Here is an 18,606-nt window from a genome sequence, read left to right as displayed (position 1 = left end):
TGGGCGACATCATTCCTCCCCAAGCATGGCTTGGGGAGGGGGACCGCCCGGCGCAGCCGGGTGGTGGAGGGGCATTCCCACCGCTTCTGCCGAAGCCCCTCTCCATTTGTTCATCACCAGTCCCTATGAAGGCCCCATGCACAGCCGTTTCGAATCCCTCCCCAACCGCCGCGCCATCGTCGACCGCCGTGCCCTTGCCGAGCAGGTGGCGGCGCTGGGCATCACCGGGCCCGAGGGGCGGACGCAGGTCACGCCGATCCTTCGCGCCGCGCTCGACGCCGGGCGGCAGGAGGTGGCGCGGCGGCTGTCGCTCCATCCCTCGCGCGGACTGGAGGCGGCCGCCGCACAGGCCTATCTGACCGATCAGGTGCTGAAGCTGCTGTTCGAATTCACCACCGAGACGCTCTACCCGCTCAGCAACCCCACGGCGGGCGAGCGGCTGACCCTGATCGCGGTGGGCGGCTATGGCCGCGGCGAGATGGCCCCCTATTCGGATGTCGATATCGGCTTCCTCACGCCCTTCAAGCAGACGCCGCATGCCGAGCAGGTCATCGAATCGATGCTCTATTCGCTCTGGGACCTGGGATTGAAGGTCGGCCATTCCAGCCGCTCGATCGACGAGATGATCCGCCAGGCGCGCGCCGACGTGACGGTGCGCACCGCGCTGCTCGAAGGGCGGTTCCTGTGCGGCGACCAGGCGCTGTATCAAGAGGCCTCGCGCCGCTTCAAGTCCGAGATCCAGACCGACTCGCACCGCCAGTTCATCGCCGACAAGCTGGCCGAGCGCGACCTGCGCCACCGCAAGATGGGCGACACCCGCTATGTCGTCGAACCCAATGTCAAGGAGGGCAAGGGCGGCCTGCGCGACCTCCATGCGCTGTTCTGGATCGGCAAATATGTCTATGACGTCGACCGCGCCGCCGACTTGATCGAGCGCGGGCTGTTCACCCGCGAGGAATATCGGCAATTCCACCGCGCCGATAATTTCCTGTGGGCGGTGCGCTGCCACCTCCACACCATCACGGGCCGTGCCGAGGACCGGCTGACCTTCGACGTGCAGCGCCAGATCGCCGAGCGGATGCGCTTCTCCGACCGGCCCGGCAAGGCCAAGGTCGAGCGGTTCATGCAGCTCTATTTCCTCCAGGTGAAGACGGTCGGCGCGCTGACCGGCGCCTTCCTGGCGCATCTGGACGAGCGGTTCGCGGCGCGCGGGCATCGCTTCGGCCTGCCCACGATCCGCAGGCGACCGCGCCGGTTGAACGGCTTCGTCCTCGATCGCGGGCGGCTGGCCCTGCCGCGCGACGATTTCTTCCAGGAGGACCCGGTCCGGCTGATCGAGATCTTCCAGCTCGCCGACCGCTATGAGCTGGAGGTCCATCCGCTGGCGATGCGCGCCGCGTCGCGTGATGCCAAGCTGGCCGACGATATCCGCCGCGATCCCAGGGCCAATGCGCTGTTCCTCGACGTGCTGACCAGCCGCCACGACCCCGAGCTGGTGCTGCGCTGGATGAACGAGGCGGGGGTGTTCGGCCGCTTCGTGCCCGATTTCGGCCGCGTCGTCGCGCAGATGCAGTTCGACATGTACCATCACTATACGGTCGACGAGCACACCATCCGCGCGCTGGGCCTGCTGGCGAAGATCGAGCGGCAGGAACTGGTCGAGGAACACCCCGTCGCCTCGGCGATCATCGACCAGATCGTGTCGCGGCGCGTCCTTTATGTCGCGGTGCTGCTCCACGACATCGCCAAGGGGCGCGGCGGCGACCATTCGATCCTGGGCGCCGAAGTCGCCGAGCGGCTCTGCCCCCGGCTGGGGCTGAGCGAGGCCGAGACCGAGACGGTGGCGTGGCTGGTCCGCTGGCATTTGCTGATGTCGGCGACCGCGTTCAAGCGCGACCTGTCCGACTTCAAGACGATCCTCGACTTTTGCGAAACGGTGCAGAGCCCCGAGCGGCTGCGCCTGCTGCTCCTGCTGACCATCGTCGACATCCGCGCGGTCGGACCGGGGACGTGGAACGGGTGGAAGCGCCAGTTGCTCGCCGATCTCTACGACGCCGCCGAGGAGGTGCTGCGACTCGGTCACAAGCAGCGTGGCCGGGGCGAGCGGATCACGGCCAAGCAGGAACGGCTGCGCGAGACCCTGGACTGGCCCGAGGCGCAGTTCGCCGCGCATGTCCGCCGCCTGCCCGAAGCCTATTGGATCGCCGAGCCCGAGGATGTGCTGGCGCATAATGCGCGCCAGATGGCGGCGGCGGGCGATGCGCAGCTGTCGATCGATGCGCAGGTTTACGGCGAACGCGGCGCGACCTTGGTCTCCATCTATGCCGCCGACCATCCGGGGCTGTTCTACCGAATCGCGGGGGCGATCCATGTCGCGGGCGGCAACATCATCGACGCGCGCATCCACACCACGCGCGACGGCATGGCGATCGACAATTTCCTGGTGCAGGACCCGCTGGGCCGTCCCTTCGACGATCCGGGCCAGCTGGGCCGCCTGCGCCGCGCGATCGAGGATGCGCTGGCCAATCGCAGCAAGCTGGCCGACCGGCTGGTCGCCAAGCCCTCGGTCCGTCCGCGCGCGGACGCCTTCCCGATCGCCCCCAATGTCCTGATCGACAACCGCGCCTCCAACCGCTTCACCGTGGTCGAGGTCCATGCGCGCGACCGCCCGGCGCTGCTCAACCAGCTCGCCCATGCGCTGTTCCAGTCGAAGGTGACGATCCACTCGGCGCATGTCGCGACCTATGGCGAGCGCGCGGTCGACGTCTTCTACCTGACCGACCTGACCGGCGACCGGATCACCAATGGCGGGCGGCTGAAGACGCTGGAGAAAAGGCTGCTCGGCGCGGCGGCGGGGGAAGTGCTGGAGGTGGCGGCTTAGCAGTTCGCTTTGCGCGAATCGGTGTGATGGGTTCGCGCAGAGGCGCGGAGGACGCAGAGGGTGTGAGGGCGATCGGCAAACTTTCCTCCCCTGCAAGGGGAGGTGGCTGGCCGAAGGCCAGACGGAGGGGTGTCACGGCCGGAGAGGTCACCTATTCTCGCGACGGGTGACACCCCTCCACCAGTTTCGCTGGTCCCCCTCCCCTTGCAGGGGAGGAATGAATTGAGGCTAGCGGGACGTTTCCTCCGCCTTCCACGAAGCCGCTCATCCCCCACCCGTTCGCACTGAGCGAAGTCGAAGTGCAGCCCCGGCGCGTGCCAAGTCGCGTGAAGCGTGGGATTCGCTTGGCCTTCGACTTCGCTCAGGCTGAACGGAGCGTGGAGCAACAATTCGGTGCCCGCACGCGGTTTCACCGCCCCGCGCCTCCAAAGAAAAACCCCGGTAACCCAAAAGGCTCCGGGGTCTTTCGATGCCATCACCCGGCGGGCTCACGCCCCCGAGTCGATCCGGGTCACTTCGGGGCCAGCACCATCAGCATCTGGCGGCCTTCCATGCGCGGATAGGCTTCGACCTTGGCGACCTCGGCCACCTGCTCGGCGACGCGCTGGAGCACGTTCATGCCGAGCTGGCCGTGGCTCAGCTCGCGGCCGCGGAAGCGCATGGTGACCTTCACCTTGTCGCCCTCGCCGATGAATTCGACCACCTTCTTCATCTTGGTGTCGTAATCATGGTCGTCGATGTTCGGACGCATCTTGATCTCCTTGATCTCCTGCGTCTTCTGCGACTTGCGGGCGAGGTTCGCCTTCTTCTGCGCCTCGTACTTATACTTGCCGACGTCGAGGAACTTGGCGACGGGCGGATCGGCGTTGGGCGACACTTCGACCAGGTCGAGGCCGAGCTCCTGCGCCTGCGCCATCGCCTCGCGCGTGTACATCACGCCAAGGTTCTCGCCCTCATGGTCGATCACGCGAACCTTGGGGCTTTGAATCCACTCGTTGAACCGAGGACCGTTCATCGGCGGCGCCTGCATCGGACGGCGCATCATGGGAGGACGTATGGGTATTTCTCCTGTGGCAATTACAAGTCTAATATAAGCGATCGGGCACGAATTTGAAAGGGCGAGACAAACGCCCCGCCCTTTCGATCAATTCAGCGGATCTCGGCCGCGCAGATCGGGCGGAGTCGCGTCCTCGTGCAGCTACCACTCCTCCGGTACGTTCTCGTTTGCGCGGCGCAAATCCGGCGGCGTCGCTTCCTCGCGCAGCATGGCGATGGCCTCGTCGAGCGTCATCACCTCCTGCGCCTGGCTACCCAGACGGCGGACGGCGACCTTGCCTTCCTCGGCCTCGCGCTTGCCGACGACCAGCAGCACGGGGACCTTGGCGACCGAGTGTTCGCGTACCTTGTAGTTGATCTTCTCGTTGCGCAGATCGGTCTCGACCCGAATGCCCGCCGCCGCCAGCTTGGCCGCGGCCTCTTCAGCATAGCCGTCCGCGTCCGACACGATGGTTGCGACCACCGCCTGGACGGGCGCGAGCCAGACGGGGAAGCGGCCCGCATAATGTTCGATCAGGATGCCGATGAACCGCTCATAGGAGCCGAAGATCGCGCGGTGGAGCATGATCGGGCGGTGCCGCTCGCCATCCTCGCCGATGTACGACGCGTCCAGTCGCTCGGGCAGGACCCGGTCCGACTGGATGGTGCCGACCTGCCAGGTCCGGCCGATCGCGTCGGTCAGATGCCATTCCAGCTTGGGCGCATAAAAAGCCCCCTCGCCCGGAAGTTCTTCCCAGCCATATTGTTCGGTCGCGAGCCCCGCCGCGACGACCGCATTGCGCAGTTCCTCTTCGGCCTGATCCCACATCTCTTCGGTGCCGAAACGCTTTTCGGGGCGCAGCGCCAGCTTGATCGAATAGGTGAAGCCGAAATCCTTGTAGATCCGGTCCGCCAGCTCGCAAAAGGCGCGGACTTCCTCGACGATCTGGTCCTCGCGGCAGAAGATGTGCGCATCGTCCTGGGTGAACTGGCGCACGCGCATCAGGCCGTGCAGCGCGCCGTGCGGCTCGTTGCGGTGGCAGCAGCCATTCTCATAGAGGCGCAGCGGCAGGTCGCGATAGGACTTGATCCCCTGGCGGAAGATCAGGACGTGCGCCGGGCAGTTCATCGGCTTCAGCGCCATCCACTGCGCATCGTCCGAGACCAGCGGCCCCTCGTCCTCGGTGTTGGGCACCTCGTCGGGGATGACGAACATATTCTCGCGATACTTGCCCCAGTGGCCCGACTGCTCCCACTGGCGCGCGTCCATCACCTGCGGCGTCTTGACCTCGCGATAGCCGGTCGAGTCGATCGCGCGGCGCATATAGGCCTCCAGCTCGCGCCAGATGCGATAGCCCTTGGGATGCCAGAAGACCGAGCCATGCGCCTCCTGCTGGAGGTGGAACAGGTCCATCTCGTTGCCCAGCTTGCGATGGTCGCGCTTGGCGGCTTCCTCGAGGCGCGTCAGATGCTCGGCGAGCTGCTTCTTGTTGAGCCAGCCGGTGCCGTAGATGCGGCTGAGCATCGCGTTCTTCTGGTCGCCGCGCCAATAGGCGCCCGACACGCGGGTCAGCTTGAAGGCGTTGGGATCGAGCTTGCCGGTCGAGGCCAGATGCGGCCCCCGGCACATGTCGAGCCAGGCATCCTCGCCCTTGCCGGCGCGATAGACGGTCAGTTCCTCGTCGTCGGGCAGCTCGGCGGCCCACTGCGCCTTGAACGTCTCGCCCTGCGCGGTCCAGCGCTCGATCAGCTGCTCGCGGGTCCAGACCTCGCGGATCAGCGGCTCGTCTCGCGCGATGATCTTGCGCATTTCGGCTTCGATCGCGGGCAGGTCCTCCTCGGTGAAGGGGCGATCCCGACCATCAACCTTGGGGGGCGCGAAGTCGTAATAGAAGCCGTCATCGGTCGCGGGCCCGAAGGTGATCTGCGTGCCGGGGAACAGCGCCTGCACCGCCTCGGCCAGCACATGCGCATAATCGTGGCGCGCGAGTTCGAGCGCATCGGCCTCGTCCTTCGCGGTCACCAGCGCCAGCGCGGAGTCACCCTCGAACGGGCGCATGATGTCGCGCAGCTCGCCATCGACGCGCGCGGCGATCGCCGCCTTGGCCAGACCCGGCCCGATCGCGGCGGCGATGTCCGCGGGGGTAGTTCCGGGCGCGACCTCACGGACGGAACCGTCGGGCAGCGTGATACGGAACATCGCGGACATGGAACAACTCTCTTCGATAGGTGCGGATGATGCGCCTGCGCGGGATCGGCGGGCACAGCGCGGCTCTATAGGGAAGAATCCCGGCGACGTATATGGGGTGGCTCAGGCCCGTCCCTGAACCCCGGGCAGCATCTCCAGCGCGGGGCGCGCATACCAGTAACCCTGGTGATAACGCACGCCCAGGTCCCGCAAGGCCCCGGCCTCGGCGGCGGTTTCGATCCCCTCGGCGATCAGCAGCGTGTCGAGTTCGGCGCACATGCCGACCATCGCGCGCACGATGGCGCGGCGGCGAGAATCGGTGTCGATGTTGCGGACCAGTTCCATGTCGAGCTTCACCTCATCGGGCCGGAAGCGGACGAAGCGGTCGAGCCCCGAATGGCCCGCGCCGAAATCGTCGATCGCGACCGAAAAGCCGATCTGCTTATAGGTGTCGATGATCCCGCCGACATGCTCGGGCGAGCCCATCTCCTCGTTTTCGGTGAATTCGAAGATCAGCCGGTCGATCGGCAAGCCTTCGGCCTGGGCGGTGCGCAGGGTCAGCTGGATACAGGCCATCGGCGAATAGACGGCATTGGGCAGGAAGTTGATCGACAGCCGCGCATCGCCGTCCATGATGCCCGCCGCCATCGCCGTCTCGATCGCCTTGACCCGGCATGCCTGGTCGAAGGAATAGCGATTGGCCTGGGTCACCTGCGACAGCACGCTATACGCCCCCTCGCCCTCCAGCCCACGGATCAGCGCCTCATAGGCAAAGGGACGTCCGGTCATCGTGTCGACGATCGGCTGGAATGCCATCGTGAACGGGATGTCGAAATCGATACCGTCCCGGCATCCGCTACAGATTTTGCGCATTTCCATGCCCTTAGGCTATCCGCGAATAGTTAACAGCCTCCACATCCCAGGTTTTTCACAAGAAAAAGGGCGGCGGTGGTCCGACTCCACCGCCGCCCTCAATTGGCGCGTCGAAGCGTCAGCTGCCCTGGCCGCCGCCGCCATGGCTGGCCTGGCCGCCCTTCGACCCCGCCTCGGCGGCGCGCTCCGGATCGTTCTTGAAGTTGCCGCCGCTCTCCTGGCCGCCCTTGCGACCGGCTTCGGAAGCCTTTTCGCGGTCATTGGCAAAATTGCCCGGATTGTTCTCGCGGCCGCCGCCGCCATTGCTGTTGGCCATCTTGTCTCTCCTACTGCGCCCCCGCAGCTCAAAGACGATATTGAGGCCCATCAAGTTTCTGAAAAGGAACGGATAATATTATTCTGCATAAGAGCATGAACGTGATCTGGTTTATGGAGCGAAGCGGCGTCCCCGGCGACCATTTTGACCCAGATCATTATCCGTATCAGGCGGGCGACAGTCCCATCGCGCACGGACGGTGAGCGATCACCGGTTCCTATCGCCCACCGAACGCCGGCTCATTGATCGATAGCGTACGCCACCACGACATTGACGTTGGTCGAAATCGGCATCGGGACCAGATCGACCCGGATGGCCTCGGGCGCGGGCGGCGGAGGCGGCGGCGGTGGGGGCGCCTCGTCCGCGCGGGCCGCGGACACGACGATCGTCGTGTCGGCAAAGCTCCCATCCTGAACACGCAGCAGCGCACCGAGTTTGGCGCCCGAGCTTTCGGCGATCAACCGGGCCTGTGCCTTGGCGCTGGCCAGCGCGGCTTGCATCGCCTGTTGCCGCGCCGCCCTGTCATCCTTCAGCCAGAAACGCTGCAATCCGGCGTCGAGGCCACCCAGGCGCCCGATCAAGCCGACAAGCGTTCCCGCATCCTTGATGCGCGGCGTATCGATCGACACCGGCATGGTTGCGACATAGCCCAGGATCGCGCAGGGCCCCGTCGAGAGCTGCGCCTGGCCATAGCCGTTCTGCGTGCATTCGCGCGACCGGACGGGCACGATGTCGAAATCGGTTGAATGAAGCTCCATGTCGCCGCGCAGCAATCCCTCGACACCGGTGCGAATGGCCTTCGCAGTGTCGCGCAGCCGGGCGGTCGCTTCATCCGAGGTCGCACCCTCGCCCCGCACGCGATACCCGACCGTGGCGCGGTCGGGCAACGTCTTGGCCGTGCCGGTGCCCGAGACCCGGATCTGGGGCGGCTCCGTCGTCTGCGCGATGGCTCCGCTTGCCGATAGCAGCATCAGCATTCCGACCGTCATTGCCTTCACGTCAGACCTCCCTTTTTATGGCGTCACACGATTCCGAACGGCACCAGATGATTGTCCTGGGTGTGCCCGACCCGTGCCCGCCCCAGATAGGGCACACCCATCTCGGTGCACCAGCGCTGGATCATGAACTCCAGCGTCTCGCCCCATTCCGGTTCATTTTCCTGCACATTGCTGACCGCACCCAGCCTGACGCCCGCCACGCCCTTCAGCTGGGTGGCGTTGGCCATGGTGAACAGCATCCGGTCGATCGCATACATATGCTCGGACACTTCCTCGACGATGAGGACATGGTCGGTCAGGTCGGGAAGCCAGGGCGTGCCGATCAGCGCATGAAGGATCGACAGGTTGAACGCCGCCGCCGGGCGTCCGTCCAGGCCGGGCTCCAGCCCCTGCCGGTCGCCGCCGGTCAGCCAGCCGAGCGAGCGCGCCACCGTCACGTCGCCATGCTGGCGCCTGATGTCGCTCGCCATCGGGCCGTGCACCGGCCGCCCGATCCGCCGGGCATAGAGCGCGGCCAGCACGAAGCCGAGATCGGAATAGCCGATATAGGTCTTGTGCCCCGCCGCCGCGTTCAGATGGGGCATGACCCGCGACAGGATGCGGTTCGATCCGTAACCGCCGCGCAGGAACCAGATCGCGTCGATGCCGGGATCGTTGGCGAATTCGAGAAAGGCCGAGGCGCGGCGTTCGTCGGACCCGGCGAAATGCCCGTCCTGCTCATAGCATTGCGGGTGGAAGATCAGGTCGACGTCCGGATAGGCGATCGCGGCGAAGGCGCTGACCGGCGCCTCGGCGGCGGGGTTGCCGATGCTGGCCGGGGCGAGGATTCCGATCTTCATGTCCTGCGTCCCTCCATTCGCTCGTCCGGCCGGGCATTGCCCTGCACCGCCATCTCGCCGATAGCGTGACGCCATGGACAACGGCAATTCCTGTTTTCTGGTGGGCATCGGCGGATCGGGCATGATGCCGCTCGCCATGATCCTGCACGCCCGCGGCTGGGCGGTTTCGGGCTCCGACCGGGGGCTCGACCAGGGCCGGGTCGCGGCCAAGTTCGACGCGCTGCGCCGGGCGGGCATCGCGCTGTTCCCGCAGGACGGGTCGGGCGTGGTGTCGGCCGACCAGCTGGTGATCGCCTCGGCGGCGGTGGAAGAGACGGTGCCCGACATCGTCGCCGCCAACCGGCTGGGCTGCGCGCGCGCCACCCGGGCGCGGATGCTGGCGGGGCTGTTCAACGACAGCGCGCTGCCCATCGGCGTCGCCGGGACCAGCGGCAAGTCGACCGTCACCGGCATGATCGCCTTCATCCTGCACGAGACGGGGCGCGACCCGACCGCGATGAACGGCGCGGTGATGAAGGATTTCGTCTCGCCCGACAGCCCCTTTGCCAGCGCGCTGGTCGGCGGCGGCGAGGCGTTCGTCAGCGAGGTGGACGAAAGCGACGGCTCGATCGCCTTTTACGACCCGGCCATCGCGGTGCTGAACAATGTCAGCCTGGACCACAAGTCGCTGGAGGAATTGCGCGACCTGTTCGGCGGCTTTGCCAGGCGCGCGCGTCATGTCGTCGCCAATGCGGGCGATGCCGAGACGGCGGCGCTGCTGGCGGACATCCCCAACCTGACCACCTTCGCGGTCGAGGGGGCGGGCGATCTGGTCGCCGAGGCACTGAAGCCCGAACCCTTTGCGATCGGCTTCGACCTGATCACGGGGGGCGCGGGCTATCATGTCCGGCTGTCGGTGCCGGGCCGCCACAATGTCTCCAACGCGCTGGCGGCGATCGGCGCGAGCGTGGCGGCGGGGGTGCCCCTGATCGACGCGATCCGCGCGGTCGAGCGATTCACCGGGCTCAAGCGCCGGTTCGAGAAGGTCGGCGAGGCGGGCGGCGTGACTGTGATCGACGATTTCGGCCACAACCCCGACAAGATCGCCGCGACCCTGGACACGCTCCACGCCTTTCCGGGCCGGTTGCTGGTCCTGTTCCAGCCGCATGGCTATGGCCCGCTGAAGGTCATGCGCCGCGAACTGGTCGACAGCATCGCCGCGCGGATGAAGCCCGGCGACGTGCTGGCGCTGCCCGACCCGGCCTATTTCGGCGGCACGGTCGCGCGCGAGGTGACGAGCGCCGACATCGTCGCCGACCTGCACGCGCGCGGCGTCGATGCCCGCCATATCGCCGAGCGTGCGGAGGCCGCCGAGGCGCTGGTCGCGGAGGCACGGCCGGGCGACCGGATCGTGGTGATGGGCGCGCGCGACGACACGCTCAGCCTGCTGGCGCAGGACATGGTGGAGCGGCTGGCGGGCCGGTAAAGGGCCTTCCCTTCGTCATTTGGCCAATCCCCACCGCCATGATAGGATCAGCGCAAACGGCCATAGGAGAACGCCCGTCATGTTCCGCCGCCTGTTTACCGAGCATCCCGAAAGCGTCGGCGAGAGCTATGTCCAGCATTTCGGCGTCGCGGCGCGGTTCGGGGGGATCATGATCGCCGGCGGTCTGGGCGCGCTGGTCCATGCGGTGGTGCCGGGGCTGTGCACCACGACCGGCAGCGACACGATCGCGCGGCTCCACGCCGAGATGGTCGCCAAGCGTCGCAAGGTCCAGGCGGCGCAGGCGCAGATGAAAAGCGTGGAATATGTGATCTGAAGCCCCCTCTCCTCCGCTCGGGCCGAACGGAGGGGAGGATAAGCCCATGGGTTTCCATTGTTTCCTCCATCCCCTAAATCCCGCGCATGACCGACACCCCCGCCCCGCCGCGCCCCAGGCTCGCCCATCACTGGACGCCGGGCAAAGCGCCCGCGATCGTCTTCCTGCCCGGCTATGCCTCGGACATGCAGGGGTCGAAGGCCCTGGCGCTCGAACAATGGGCCAAGGCGAACGGGCGGGCATTCCTGCGCTTCGACTATGGCGGCTGCGGCGAGTCGGAGGGGGCGTTCGAGGATCAGGCGCTGGCGGACTGGCGCGACGACGTCATCGCGATGCTCGATACGGTGGTGCCCGGCCCCGCCGTGCTGGTGGGATCGTCGATGGGCGGCTGGCTGATGCTGCTGGCCGCGCGCGCCCGGCCGACCCAGGTCAAGGCGCTGGTCGGCATCGCCCCCGCGCCCGACTTCACCGACTGGGGTTTCTCGCCCGAGGAGAAGATGGCGATCCTTCAGGAAGGGCGGCTGGAGCGGCCCAACCCCTATGGCCCCGCGCCCACCATCTATACCCGCCGTTTCTGGTCCTCGGGCGAGGCGAACCGGCTGACCTTCGCCCCCATCGAGTTCGACGGCCCCGTCCGGCTGCTCCAGGGAATGGCGGACAGCGACGTGCCGTGGCACCGCACCGCGCATCTGGCCGGGCTGTTCCGTTCAGCCGATGTGCAGACACTGCTCATCAAGGATGGCGATCATCGGCTGTCGCGCGAGGCCGACATCGCGCTGCTGATCCGGAGCGTCGAGGGAGTGTTGAGCCGCCTATGATCCTTCTCCCCCTCGCGCTCGCCGCGCTGGTTCAGACCGGGGCTCCCGCAGTGACCAAGCCCGCCCTACCCGCCGACCCGCGCGAGGCGCGCTATCAACGCTGCGTCACCCTGGCCGAACGCGATCCGGGCACGGCGCATGCGGAGGCGGCGCGATGGCAGCTGGCCGGGGGCGGATTCTTCGCGCAGCAATGCCTGGGGCTCGCCTATGCGACCGAGCGAAACTGGGTGGCGGCGGCCAGCGCCTTCGAGCAGGCGGCGCGCGCGGCCGAGACGGCGCATGACGTCCGCGCCGCCAATTACTGGGCGCAGGCGGGCAATGCCCAGCTGGCGGCGGGCAACGCCGTCAAGGCGCGCGCCGCGCTCGACGCCGCGCTGGGGGCGGGCGAGCTGACCGGCTTCGCGCGCGGCGAGGTGCAACTCGACCGCGCCCGCGCGCTGGTCGCCGACAGCCAGATGGCGGCGGCGCGCGTCGATCTGGACGCCGCGCTGACCAACGTGCCCGGCGACCCGCTCGCCTGGCTGTTGTCGGCGACGCTCGCCCGGCGGATGAACGACCTCCCCCGCGCGCAGAAGGACATCGCCCAGGCGCTGGCCCGCTCCGCCGACGATGCCAATGTCCAGCTCGAGGCGGGCAATATCGCCGCCGCCAGCGGCGACGAGGCGGGTGCGCGCAAGGCGTGGAGCGAGGCCGCCCGGCTGGCCCCCGCCGACAGCCCGATCCGCAGCCTGACCGCCAAGGCCCTGGCCCAGTTCCAGAGCCGCTGACGCCCCTTATCGCAGGTCAAGGTGGAACGGATTGGTTGCGGGTAGGACGGTGATCCGGTCGAGGCGGCTATCGCCTCCCGCGACCGGTGCGCCGCCCCTCTATTCCCAGGCAGGAGACACGATGCGCTATCTTCACACCATGATCCGGGTCAGCGATCCCGATGCCAGCATCCGCTTCTTCGAGCTGCTGGGGCTGAAACAGGTGCGGCGGATCGACAATGAGCGTGGCCGCTTCTCGCTGATCTTCCTGGCCGCGCCGGGGGACGAAGGCCGCGCCGAGGTCGAGCTGACCCATAATTGGGACCCCGAAATCTATGGCGGCGGGCGCAATTTCGGGCATCTGGCCTACCGCGTCGACAATATCTACGACACCTGCCAGCGGCTGATGGACGCCGGGATCACGATCAACCGCCCGCCGCGCGACGGGCATATGGCCTTCGTCAAGACGCCCGACGGCATCTCGATCGAGCTGTTGCAGGACGGTGCGCTGCCCCCGGCCGAACCTTGGGCGTCGATGCCCAATGTCGGAAGCTGGTAAGGCGCGGTTCATGGAAATCGTCCGAGTCCCCGTCCTGTCCGACAACTATGCCTGGCTGATCCACGATGCCGGGCACACCGTGGCGCTCGATCCGGGCGAGGCCGGGCCGGTGGCCGCCGCCGCCGCCGCACGCGGCTGGACGATCGGGCAGGTCTGGCTGACCCATTGGCATCCCGATCATGTCGGCGGCGCGGCCGCGCTGCGCGCCGCGGGCGCGACGGTCGCGGGGCCGGCGGCGGAGGCGGACCGGATCGCAGGGCTCGATACGCTATTGGAGGAAGGCGACGGGATCGCGGTCGGCCATGCGCAGGCCACCATCTGGTCGGTGCCGGGGCATACGGCGGGGCATATCGCCTTCCACCTGGCCGATCGCGGGGTGATCTTCACCGGCGACACGCTGTTCGCAATGGGATGCGGCCGATTGTTCGAGGGGACGGCGGCGCAGATGCACGCCAATATGCGCCGCTTCGCCGCGCTGCCCGAGGATACGCGGGTCTATTGCGGACACGAATATACGCTGTCGAACGCACGCTTCGCCGCCACGGTCGAGCCGGACAATGCGGCGATCGCGGCCCGACTGGCCGATGTCGAAGCGATGCGCGAACAGGGCGAGCCGACCATCCCCACGACCATCGCGCTGGAGCGCGCCACCAACCCGTTCCTGCGTTCGGTCGATGCCGACGAATTGGCCGAGAGACGTGCAGCCAAGGATGCGTTCAGAGGTTAACGTCTAGCTACGGGAGACGCTGATCGAAGGAGACGAAATGATGCGTATCGCGACATGGCTTTCGGTGCTTGTTCCGGCGGTGGCCTTGGCGGGCTGTACGCTGACCCCGGCGGAAAAGGCGCGGATCGAACAACGGGCCGAAACCGAGAAGGCCGATCTGGACAAGGCGTTGCGCGGCCTGACGTCGGGATCGCCGACCCAATGCATCAGCCAGTATCGGACGCAGCAGGTCCGCTCCTATGGCCCGACCATCGTCTATACCGTGTCGCCCAATCTGAAATATGTCAGCCAGACCTCGGGTGGCTGCGACGGGGTCGGCGGACAGGGCAACAACATCTTCGTCACGCGCACCACCACGGGCCAGCTCTGCTCGGGCGATATCGCGCAGACCGTCGACCGCGCATCGGGCTTCTTCACGGGCAGTTGCAGCTTCGGCGAATTCACCCCCTATCGGAAGGCCCGGTGATGCGCTGGCGCGTCCTTCCGCTCGTCGCCCTGGGGCTGAGCCTGGTGGCGGCCAAGTCCGATCCCTTTGCGGGCCGGGTCGCCGGGCCGCCCGCCAAGTGTGTCGATACCACCACCGCCATGTCGGGGCCGTCCATCTATGACAACGACACGATCGTCATCAATGGCGGCGGCCAGCGCATGTGGCGCGCCAAGGTGCGCGGACAATGTCCGGGGCTCCAGCCGTTCAATACGCTGATCGTCGAACGCTGGGGCTCGCAGATCTGTCGCAACGACCGGTTCCGGGTGCTGCAACAGGGCATGTCCATCCCGTCGCAATGGTGCGTGTTCGACGGGTTCGTGCCCTATGATAGGGTGAAAAAATAGGCGGTGTCGCCTGGGGGCCTGCCCTCCCCCACCCCCTCCCGCCTGCGGGAGGGGAGCGGCAAGATCGGAGGGTTCGATCTATCCGCCAATGACGGCCTTGGCTCGCCCCTCCCGCAAGCGGGAGGGGATGGGGGAGGGCCACGGTGTCTCACCGAGCCCTCACCCCGGAATCACAGGACGAACCGGCTCAGATCGGTATTGCGCGCCACCGCCGACAGTTGCTGGTCGACATAGGCCGCATCGACCGTCAGCACCGTGCCCTGACGATCCTCCGCCTCGAAGCTGATATCCTCGAGCAGCTTCTCCATCACCGTCTGCAAGCGCCGCGCGCCGATATTCTCGACCTGCGCGTTCACCTCGGCGGCGATGCGCGCGATCGCCGCGATGCCGTCCTCCGTGAAGGAGATGTCCACCCCCTCGGTGCCGATCAGCGCCTTGTACTGCGCAGGCAGCGACGCCTTGGTATCCGACAGGATCGCAACGAAATCCCCCTCGGTCAGCGCCTTCAGCTCGACCCGGATCGGCAACCGCCCCTGAAGCTCGGGCAACAGGTCGGACGGCTTGGCGACATGGAAGGCGCCGGACGCGATGAACAGGATATGGTCGGTCTTCATCGGGCCGTACTTCGTCGAGACGGTGGTACCCTCGATCAGCGGCAGCAGGTCGCGCTGCACGCCTTCACGGCTGACCGAGCCACCGCGCACGTCCGACACGGCAATCTTGTCGATCTCGTCCAGGAAGACGATCCCGTTCGCCTCGGCATCGGCCAGCGCGGCGCGGCTGACCTCGTCCTGGTCGAGCCGCTTGTCCGCCTCTTCCTCGACCAGCTTGGTCCAGGCCGCGCCGACCGTTAGCTTGCGCCGCTTGAGCGGCTGGCCGCCGCCGAACGCCTTGCCCATCATCTCCGACAGGTTGATCATCTGCGGCGCGGCACCGGGAATCTCGAACGGCATGGCCGGGGCCTGTTCCAGTTCGATCTCGATCTCGGTCTGGTCGAGATGGCCGTCGCGGAAACGCTGGCGGAACGCCTCGCGCGTCGCCTGGCTCGAATCCTTACCGACCAGCGCATCGAGCAAGCGGTTCATCGCCGCCTCTTCCGCCTTGTCCTTCACCGCGACCCGGCGGCGTTCCTTTTCGAGCCGGATCGCTTCCTCGACCAGGTCGCGCGCGATCTGCTCGACATCGCGGCCGACATAGCCGACCTCGGTGAACTTGGTCGCCTCGACCTTGACGAAGGGCGCGTCGGCCAGCTTCGCCAGACGGCGGCTGATCTCGGTCTTGCCGCAGCCGGTCGGGCCGATCATCAGGATGTTCTTGGGCGTCACCTCGTCACGCAAATCCGCGCCGAGGCGCTGGCGACGCCAGCGGTTGCGCATCGCGACGGCGACCGCGCGCTTGGCGTCGGCCTGGCCGATGATATGCGCGTCGAGCGCGGCGACGATCGCCTTGGGGGTCAACTGATCGTTCATGGGAACCCTAAATTATTGCGCGCCGTCGATGGCTTCGAGCGTGACGCGGTCATTGGTGTAGACGCAGACATCGGCGGCGATCGCCATCGCCTTGCGCGCGATCGTCTCGGCATCCTGTTCATAGTCGACAAGCGCCCGCGCCGCCGCGAGCGCGTAATTGCCGCCCGACCCGATCGCGCAAATGCCGTTCTCGGGCTCCAGCACATCGCCATTGCCGGTCAGGATCAGCGTCACGTCCTTGTCGGCGACGATCATCATCGCCTCCAGGTTGCGCAGGAACTTGTCGGTCCGCCAGTCCTTGGCGAGCTCGACCGCGGCGCGCAGCAACTGGCCGTTATGCCGCTCCAGCTTGGCCTCCAGCCGCTCGAACAGGGTAAAGGCATCCGCCGTCGCCCCCGCAAAGCCGCCGATGACCGATCCGTCGCCCAGGCGCCGGACTTTCCGCGCATTGGGCTTCATGACCGTCTGGCCCATCGAAACCTGACCGTCCCCGGCCACCACCACCCGGCCGCCACGGCGCACCGAGCAAATCGTCGTGCCATGCCAGGTGGGCATGGCGTGTTCATTCCCGCTCATGCGCGGCGATATGGATGCGGGCAGGCGCGGGTTCAATGGAGGGAGTTTCCCGACCTCCGTCCAGCCGGAGCGAAGTCGAAGGCCATCTTTTCATTCCTCCCGTGCAAGGGGAGGTGGCGGGCCGAAGGCCTGACGGAAGGGTGTCCCGGTTGAAGAGGTGGTGCCGCCCTCGCGACCGGGGACACCCCTCCACCAGCTCCGCTGGTCCCCCTCCCCTTGCAGGGGAGGAAGAGAAAGATGCACGGCGGTCAACGTTTCAGCATGGCCTTCGACTTCGCTCAGGCTGAACGGCGGTCGGGGCTTACTCCCCCAGCTTCTCGATCTTGTCCTTCAGCGCCGCCAGTTCCGCCTTCAGCGCGGCCATTTCGTCGTCCCTGCCGGCCGCAGGAGCCGCCGGGGCGGGCGCGGGTGCAGGGGCGGGCGCACCGGGCTTGAACCCCTGCGTCGCCGCCTCGAACATCGCCAGGTTCCGCTTGGCCATGTCGGCGAAGGGCGTGCCCGCGAACGCGCCCTCGACCGCCGACTTGAACTGTTCCTGGTTGCGGCGGAAGCTGTCCATCGACGCCTCCAGATAGCCCGGCACCACCGCCTGCATCGAGTCGCCGTACATCGAGATCAGCTGGCGCAGGAAATTGACCGGCAGCATCGTCTCGCCCCGGCTTTCCTCTTCCATGATGATCTGGGTCAGGACATTATGGGTGATGTCCTCGTCGGTCTTGGCGTCGACCACCTTGAAGTCGCGCCCCGCCCGGATCATCGCCGCCAGATGGTCGAGCGTGATGTAGGAGGAGGTTTCGGTGTTGTAGAGCCGCCGGTTCGCATATTTCTTGACGATCACGACGCCGTCCGCTGCCTGCTTCTTCATGGACCCCCGCCTTCTATGATTTTGACCTAGCCTAACGTCATGGATTTCGCATCGCAACATGGTCCGCGCCCCTTGCCGCTGTTCCTGGCGATGTTGCGCAGCGAGGCCGCGGAAAATCCCGATCTGGTAAAGCGCGCCATGGAGGGGTTGCGGCGGTTCCAGGCCGCGAAGCGCGAACGGCCGATGCGCGCGCTGGCCGTGCGGCGACGGCGCGGACGGGTAAGGTTGCGCGACGCCGGAGGGCAGGGACGGCCCGTGCTGTTCGTCCCCTCACTGATCAACCCGGCCTCGATCCTGGACCTGTCCCGCGACCGATCGCTGATCCGCTGGCTGCGCGAGCGGGGCTGCCACCCCTGGCTGATCGACTGGGGCACGCCCGGCGTAAAGGACCGCGACATCGACGTGGCGGGGCATGTCGAGCGTTTCCTGCTGCCGCTGATCGCGACATTTGCCGAACCGCCGGTGCTGGTCGGCTATTGCCTGGGCGGCACGCTGGCCATGGCGGCGGCGGCGCGCAGCAAGGTGGCCGGGATCGCCGCCATCGCCGCGCCGTGGCATTTCAGCGGCTATGGCGAAGAGGCGCGCGCCGCGATGGCCGCGCAATGGGCCGCGATCAAGCCGACATCCGAGGCGCTCGGCGTCGTTCCCATGGAGGCGTTGCAGGCGGGGTTCTGGCGGCTCGACCCGGCGCGGACCATCGCCAAATATGCCGCCTTCGCCGATCTCGATCCGCGCAGCGATGCCGCACGCCGCTTCATCCGGCTGGAGGACTGGGCCAACCAGGGCGCCCCCCTGCCCCATGGCTTCGGCCTGGAACTGTTCGAGCGGCTGATCGCCGAGGATCGTCCCGGTCAGGGACGATGGCGCGTCGGCGGCGGGATCGTCACACCGTCGCAATGCGACGCCCCTAGCGTCGAGTTCGTCGCCGCCGCCGACCGGATCGTCCCCGCCGCCACCGCGATCGGGCTGGCCGACCGGCGTCAGGGCGGGACCGGGCATGTCGGGATGGTCGTCGGCGGACGCGCGGAGCAACAGCTTTGGCAACCGCTGGCCGACTGGATCGCGGGCCTGCCTGCCCCTAGATAG

19 protein-coding genes are annotated in these 18,606 nt (G+C 67.2%); 10 read left to right on the top strand and 9 right to left on the bottom strand.

Annotation, left to right across the window (positions count from 1 at the left end; all coding sequences use genetic code 11):
• The first annotated feature begins 136 nt into the window (after positions 1-136).
• The gene (locus QE385_RS13810; RefSeq protein ID WP_307102762.1) at positions 137-2,881 is read left to right on the top strand and encodes a [protein-PII] uridylyltransferase; all 2,745 of its coding nucleotides are present in this window, start codon (positions 137-139) and stop codon (positions 2,879-2,881) included.
• 511 nt (positions 2,882-3,392) lie between these two features.
• Here QE385_RS13810 and infC read toward each other — a convergent pair.
• The 6 genes from infC to QE385_RS13780 form a co-directional block, all read right to left on the bottom strand.
• On the bottom strand, positions 3,393-3,926 hold the full coding sequence (gene infC, locus QE385_RS13805) for a translation initiation factor IF-3 (RefSeq protein ID WP_037569087.1): 534 nt from the start codon (positions 3,924-3,926) through the stop codon (positions 3,393-3,395).
• Positions 3,927-4,079: 153 nt separating this feature from the next.
• A complete protein-coding gene (gene thrS, locus QE385_RS13800) occupies positions 4,080-6,125 on the bottom strand; it encodes a threonine--tRNA ligase (protein ID WP_307102760.1) in 2,046 nt (681 codons plus the stop codon).
• A 102-nt stretch (positions 6,126-6,227) separates the two neighbouring features.
• On the bottom strand, positions 6,228-6,977 hold the full coding sequence (locus QE385_RS13795; protein ID WP_307102758.1) for an EAL domain-containing protein: 750 nt from the start codon (positions 6,975-6,977) through the stop codon (positions 6,228-6,230).
• 118 nt (positions 6,978-7,095) lie between these two features.
• Positions 7,096-7,293: a general stress protein gene (locus QE385_RS13790; protein ID WP_307102756.1), complete on the bottom strand. Its 198-nt coding sequence runs from the start codon at positions 7,291-7,293 to the stop codon at positions 7,096-7,098.
• 239 nt (positions 7,294-7,532) lie between these two features.
• A complete protein-coding gene (locus QE385_RS13785) occupies positions 7,533-8,282 on the bottom strand; it encodes an SIMPL domain-containing protein (protein WP_307104731.1) in 750 nt (249 codons plus the stop codon).
• 32 nt (positions 8,283-8,314) lie between these two features.
• The gene (locus QE385_RS13780; RefSeq protein WP_307102754.1) at positions 8,315-9,130 is read right to left on the bottom strand and encodes an LD-carboxypeptidase; all 816 of its coding nucleotides are present in this window, start codon (positions 9,128-9,130) and stop codon (positions 8,315-8,317) included.
• Positions 9,131-9,203: 73 nt separating this feature from the next.
• Here QE385_RS13780 and murC point away from each other — a divergent pair, with 73 nt between their 5' ends.
• The 8 genes from murC to QE385_RS13740 all read left to right on the top strand — a co-directional run bounded on the left by murC (position 9,204) and on the right by QE385_RS13740 (position 14,610).
• Positions 9,204-10,595: a UDP-N-acetylmuramate--L-alanine ligase gene (gene murC / locus QE385_RS13775; protein WP_307102752.1), complete on the top strand. Its 1,392-nt coding sequence runs from the start codon at positions 9,204-9,206 to the stop codon at positions 10,593-10,595.
• A 79-nt stretch (positions 10,596-10,674) separates the two neighbouring features.
• Positions 10,675-10,929 carry a DUF6356 family protein gene (locus QE385_RS13770; protein WP_307102750.1) on the top strand — a complete coding sequence of 85 codons (255 nt, stop codon included), beginning with the start codon at positions 10,675-10,677 and terminating at the stop codon, positions 10,927-10,929.
• Between the two features lie 86 nt (positions 10,930-11,015).
• Positions 11,016-11,747 carry an alpha/beta hydrolase gene (locus QE385_RS13765; RefSeq protein ID WP_307102748.1) on the top strand — a complete coding sequence of 244 codons (732 nt, stop codon included), beginning with the start codon at positions 11,016-11,018 and terminating at the stop codon, positions 11,745-11,747.
• Positions 11,744-12,514, top strand: a complete 771-nt coding sequence (locus QE385_RS13760; protein ID WP_307102747.1) for a hypothetical protein — start codon at positions 11,744-11,746, stop codon at positions 12,512-12,514. The genes QE385_RS13765 and QE385_RS13760 overlap by 4 nt, the downstream gene beginning before the upstream one ends.
• Before the next feature lie 121 nt (positions 12,515-12,635).
• The gene (locus QE385_RS13755) at positions 12,636-13,052 is read left to right on the top strand and encodes a VOC family protein (protein WP_307102745.1); all 417 of its coding nucleotides are present in this window, start codon (positions 12,636-12,638) and stop codon (positions 13,050-13,052) included.
• 10 nt (positions 13,053-13,062) lie between these two features.
• Complete coding sequence (gloB, locus tag QE385_RS13750; protein WP_307102743.1) at positions 13,063-13,779, top strand: hydroxyacylglutathione hydrolase; 717 nt, start codon at positions 13,063-13,065, stop codon at positions 13,777-13,779.
• A gap of 37 nt (positions 13,780-13,816) precedes the next feature.
• The gene (locus QE385_RS13745; RefSeq protein ID WP_307102741.1) at positions 13,817-14,245 is read left to right on the top strand and encodes a hypothetical protein; all 429 of its coding nucleotides are present in this window, start codon (positions 13,817-13,819) and stop codon (positions 14,243-14,245) included.
• Positions 14,245-14,610 carry a DUF6491 family protein gene (locus QE385_RS13740; RefSeq protein ID WP_307102739.1) on the top strand — a complete coding sequence of 122 codons (366 nt, stop codon included), beginning with the start codon at positions 14,245-14,247 and terminating at the stop codon, positions 14,608-14,610. Before QE385_RS13745 ends, QE385_RS13740 begins: the two co-directional genes overlap by 1 nt.
• A 170-nt stretch (positions 14,611-14,780) precedes the next feature.
• Here QE385_RS13740 and hslU read toward each other — a convergent pair whose 3' ends face one another.
• The 3 genes from hslU to phaR all read right to left on the bottom strand — a co-directional run bounded on the left by hslU (position 14,781) and on the right by phaR (position 17,520).
• On the bottom strand, positions 14,781-16,079 hold the full coding sequence (hslU, locus tag QE385_RS13735) for an ATP-dependent protease ATPase subunit HslU (protein WP_307102735.1): 1,299 nt from the start codon (positions 16,077-16,079) through the stop codon (positions 14,781-14,783).
• A 12-nt stretch (positions 16,080-16,091) separates the two neighbouring features.
• Positions 16,092-16,634 (bottom strand): ATP-dependent protease subunit HslV, encoded by a 543-nt coding sequence (gene hslV / locus QE385_RS13730; protein ID WP_058744342.1) that lies wholly within the window; start codon positions 16,632-16,634, stop codon positions 16,092-16,094.
• A 322-nt stretch (positions 16,635-16,956) separates the two neighbouring features.
• A complete protein-coding gene (gene phaR / locus QE385_RS13725; RefSeq protein WP_307102732.1) occupies positions 16,957-17,520 on the bottom strand; it encodes a polyhydroxyalkanoate synthesis repressor PhaR in 564 nt (187 codons plus the stop codon).
• 39 nt (positions 17,521-17,559) lie between these two features.
• Here phaR and QE385_RS13720 point away from each other — a divergent pair, with 39 nt between their 5' ends.
• Positions 17,560-18,606 (top strand): alpha/beta fold hydrolase, encoded by a 1,047-nt coding sequence (locus QE385_RS13720; protein WP_307102730.1) that lies wholly within the window; start codon positions 17,560-17,562, stop codon positions 18,604-18,606.

Source organism: Sphingomonas sp. SORGH_AS_0950 (assembly GCF_030818415.1).
Taxonomy (GTDB): domain Bacteria; phylum Pseudomonadota; class Alphaproteobacteria; order Sphingomonadales; family Sphingomonadaceae; genus Sphingomonas.
Note: the sequence above shows the minus strand (reverse complement) of the source record. Positions and strands in the feature narration are given on the sequence as shown.

Excerpts from the sequence above, each read along its gene's own strand:
- QE385_RS13810 (WP_307102762.1), top strand. The coding sequence starts at position 137 with ATGCACAGCCGTTTCGAATCCCTCCCCAACCGCCGCGCCATCGTCGAC.
- infC (WP_037569087.1), bottom strand. The coding sequence starts at position 3,926 with ATGATGCGCCGTCCGATGCAGGCGCCGCCGATGAACGGTCCTCGGTTC.
- thrS (WP_307102760.1), bottom strand. The coding sequence starts at position 6,125 with ATGTCCGCGATGTTCCGTATCACGCTGCCCGACGGTTCCGTCCGTGAG.
- QE385_RS13795 (WP_307102758.1), bottom strand. The coding sequence starts at position 6,977 with ATGCGCAAAATCTGTAGCGGATGCCGGGACGGTATCGATTTCGACATC.
- QE385_RS13790 (WP_307102756.1), bottom strand. The coding sequence starts at position 7,293 with ATGGCCAACAGCAATGGCGGCGGCGGCCGCGAGAACAATCCGGGCAAT.
- QE385_RS13785 (WP_307104731.1), bottom strand. The coding sequence starts at position 8,282 with ATGACGGTCGGAATGCTGATGCTGCTATCGGCAAGCGGAGCCATCGCG.
- QE385_RS13780 (WP_307102754.1), bottom strand. The coding sequence starts at position 9,130 with ATGAAGATCGGAATCCTCGCCCCGGCCAGCATCGGCAACCCCGCCGCC.
- murC (WP_307102752.1), top strand. The coding sequence starts at position 9,204 with ATGGACAACGGCAATTCCTGTTTTCTGGTGGGCATCGGCGGATCGGGC.
- QE385_RS13770 (WP_307102750.1), top strand. The coding sequence starts at position 10,675 with ATGTTCCGCCGCCTGTTTACCGAGCATCCCGAAAGCGTCGGCGAGAGC.
- QE385_RS13765 (WP_307102748.1), top strand. The coding sequence starts at position 11,016 with ATGACCGACACCCCCGCCCCGCCGCGCCCCAGGCTCGCCCATCACTGG.
- QE385_RS13760 (WP_307102747.1), top strand. The coding sequence starts at position 11,744 with ATGATCCTTCTCCCCCTCGCGCTCGCCGCGCTGGTTCAGACCGGGGCT.
- QE385_RS13755 (WP_307102745.1), top strand. The coding sequence starts at position 12,636 with ATGCGCTATCTTCACACCATGATCCGGGTCAGCGATCCCGATGCCAGC.
- gloB (WP_307102743.1), top strand. The coding sequence starts at position 13,063 with ATGGAAATCGTCCGAGTCCCCGTCCTGTCCGACAACTATGCCTGGCTG.
- QE385_RS13745 (WP_307102741.1), top strand. The coding sequence starts at position 13,817 with ATGATGCGTATCGCGACATGGCTTTCGGTGCTTGTTCCGGCGGTGGCC.
- QE385_RS13740 (WP_307102739.1), top strand. The coding sequence starts at position 14,245 with ATGCGCTGGCGCGTCCTTCCGCTCGTCGCCCTGGGGCTGAGCCTGGTG.
- hslU (WP_307102735.1), bottom strand. The coding sequence starts at position 16,079 with ATGAACGATCAGTTGACCCCCAAGGCGATCGTCGCCGCGCTCGACGCG.
- hslV (WP_058744342.1), bottom strand. The coding sequence starts at position 16,634 with ATGCCCACCTGGCATGGCACGACGATTTGCTCGGTGCGCCGTGGCGGC.
- phaR (WP_307102732.1), bottom strand. The coding sequence starts at position 17,520 with ATGAAGAAGCAGGCAGCGGACGGCGTCGTGATCGTCAAGAAATATGCG.
- QE385_RS13720 (WP_307102730.1), top strand. The coding sequence starts at position 17,560 with ATGGATTTCGCATCGCAACATGGTCCGCGCCCCTTGCCGCTGTTCCTG.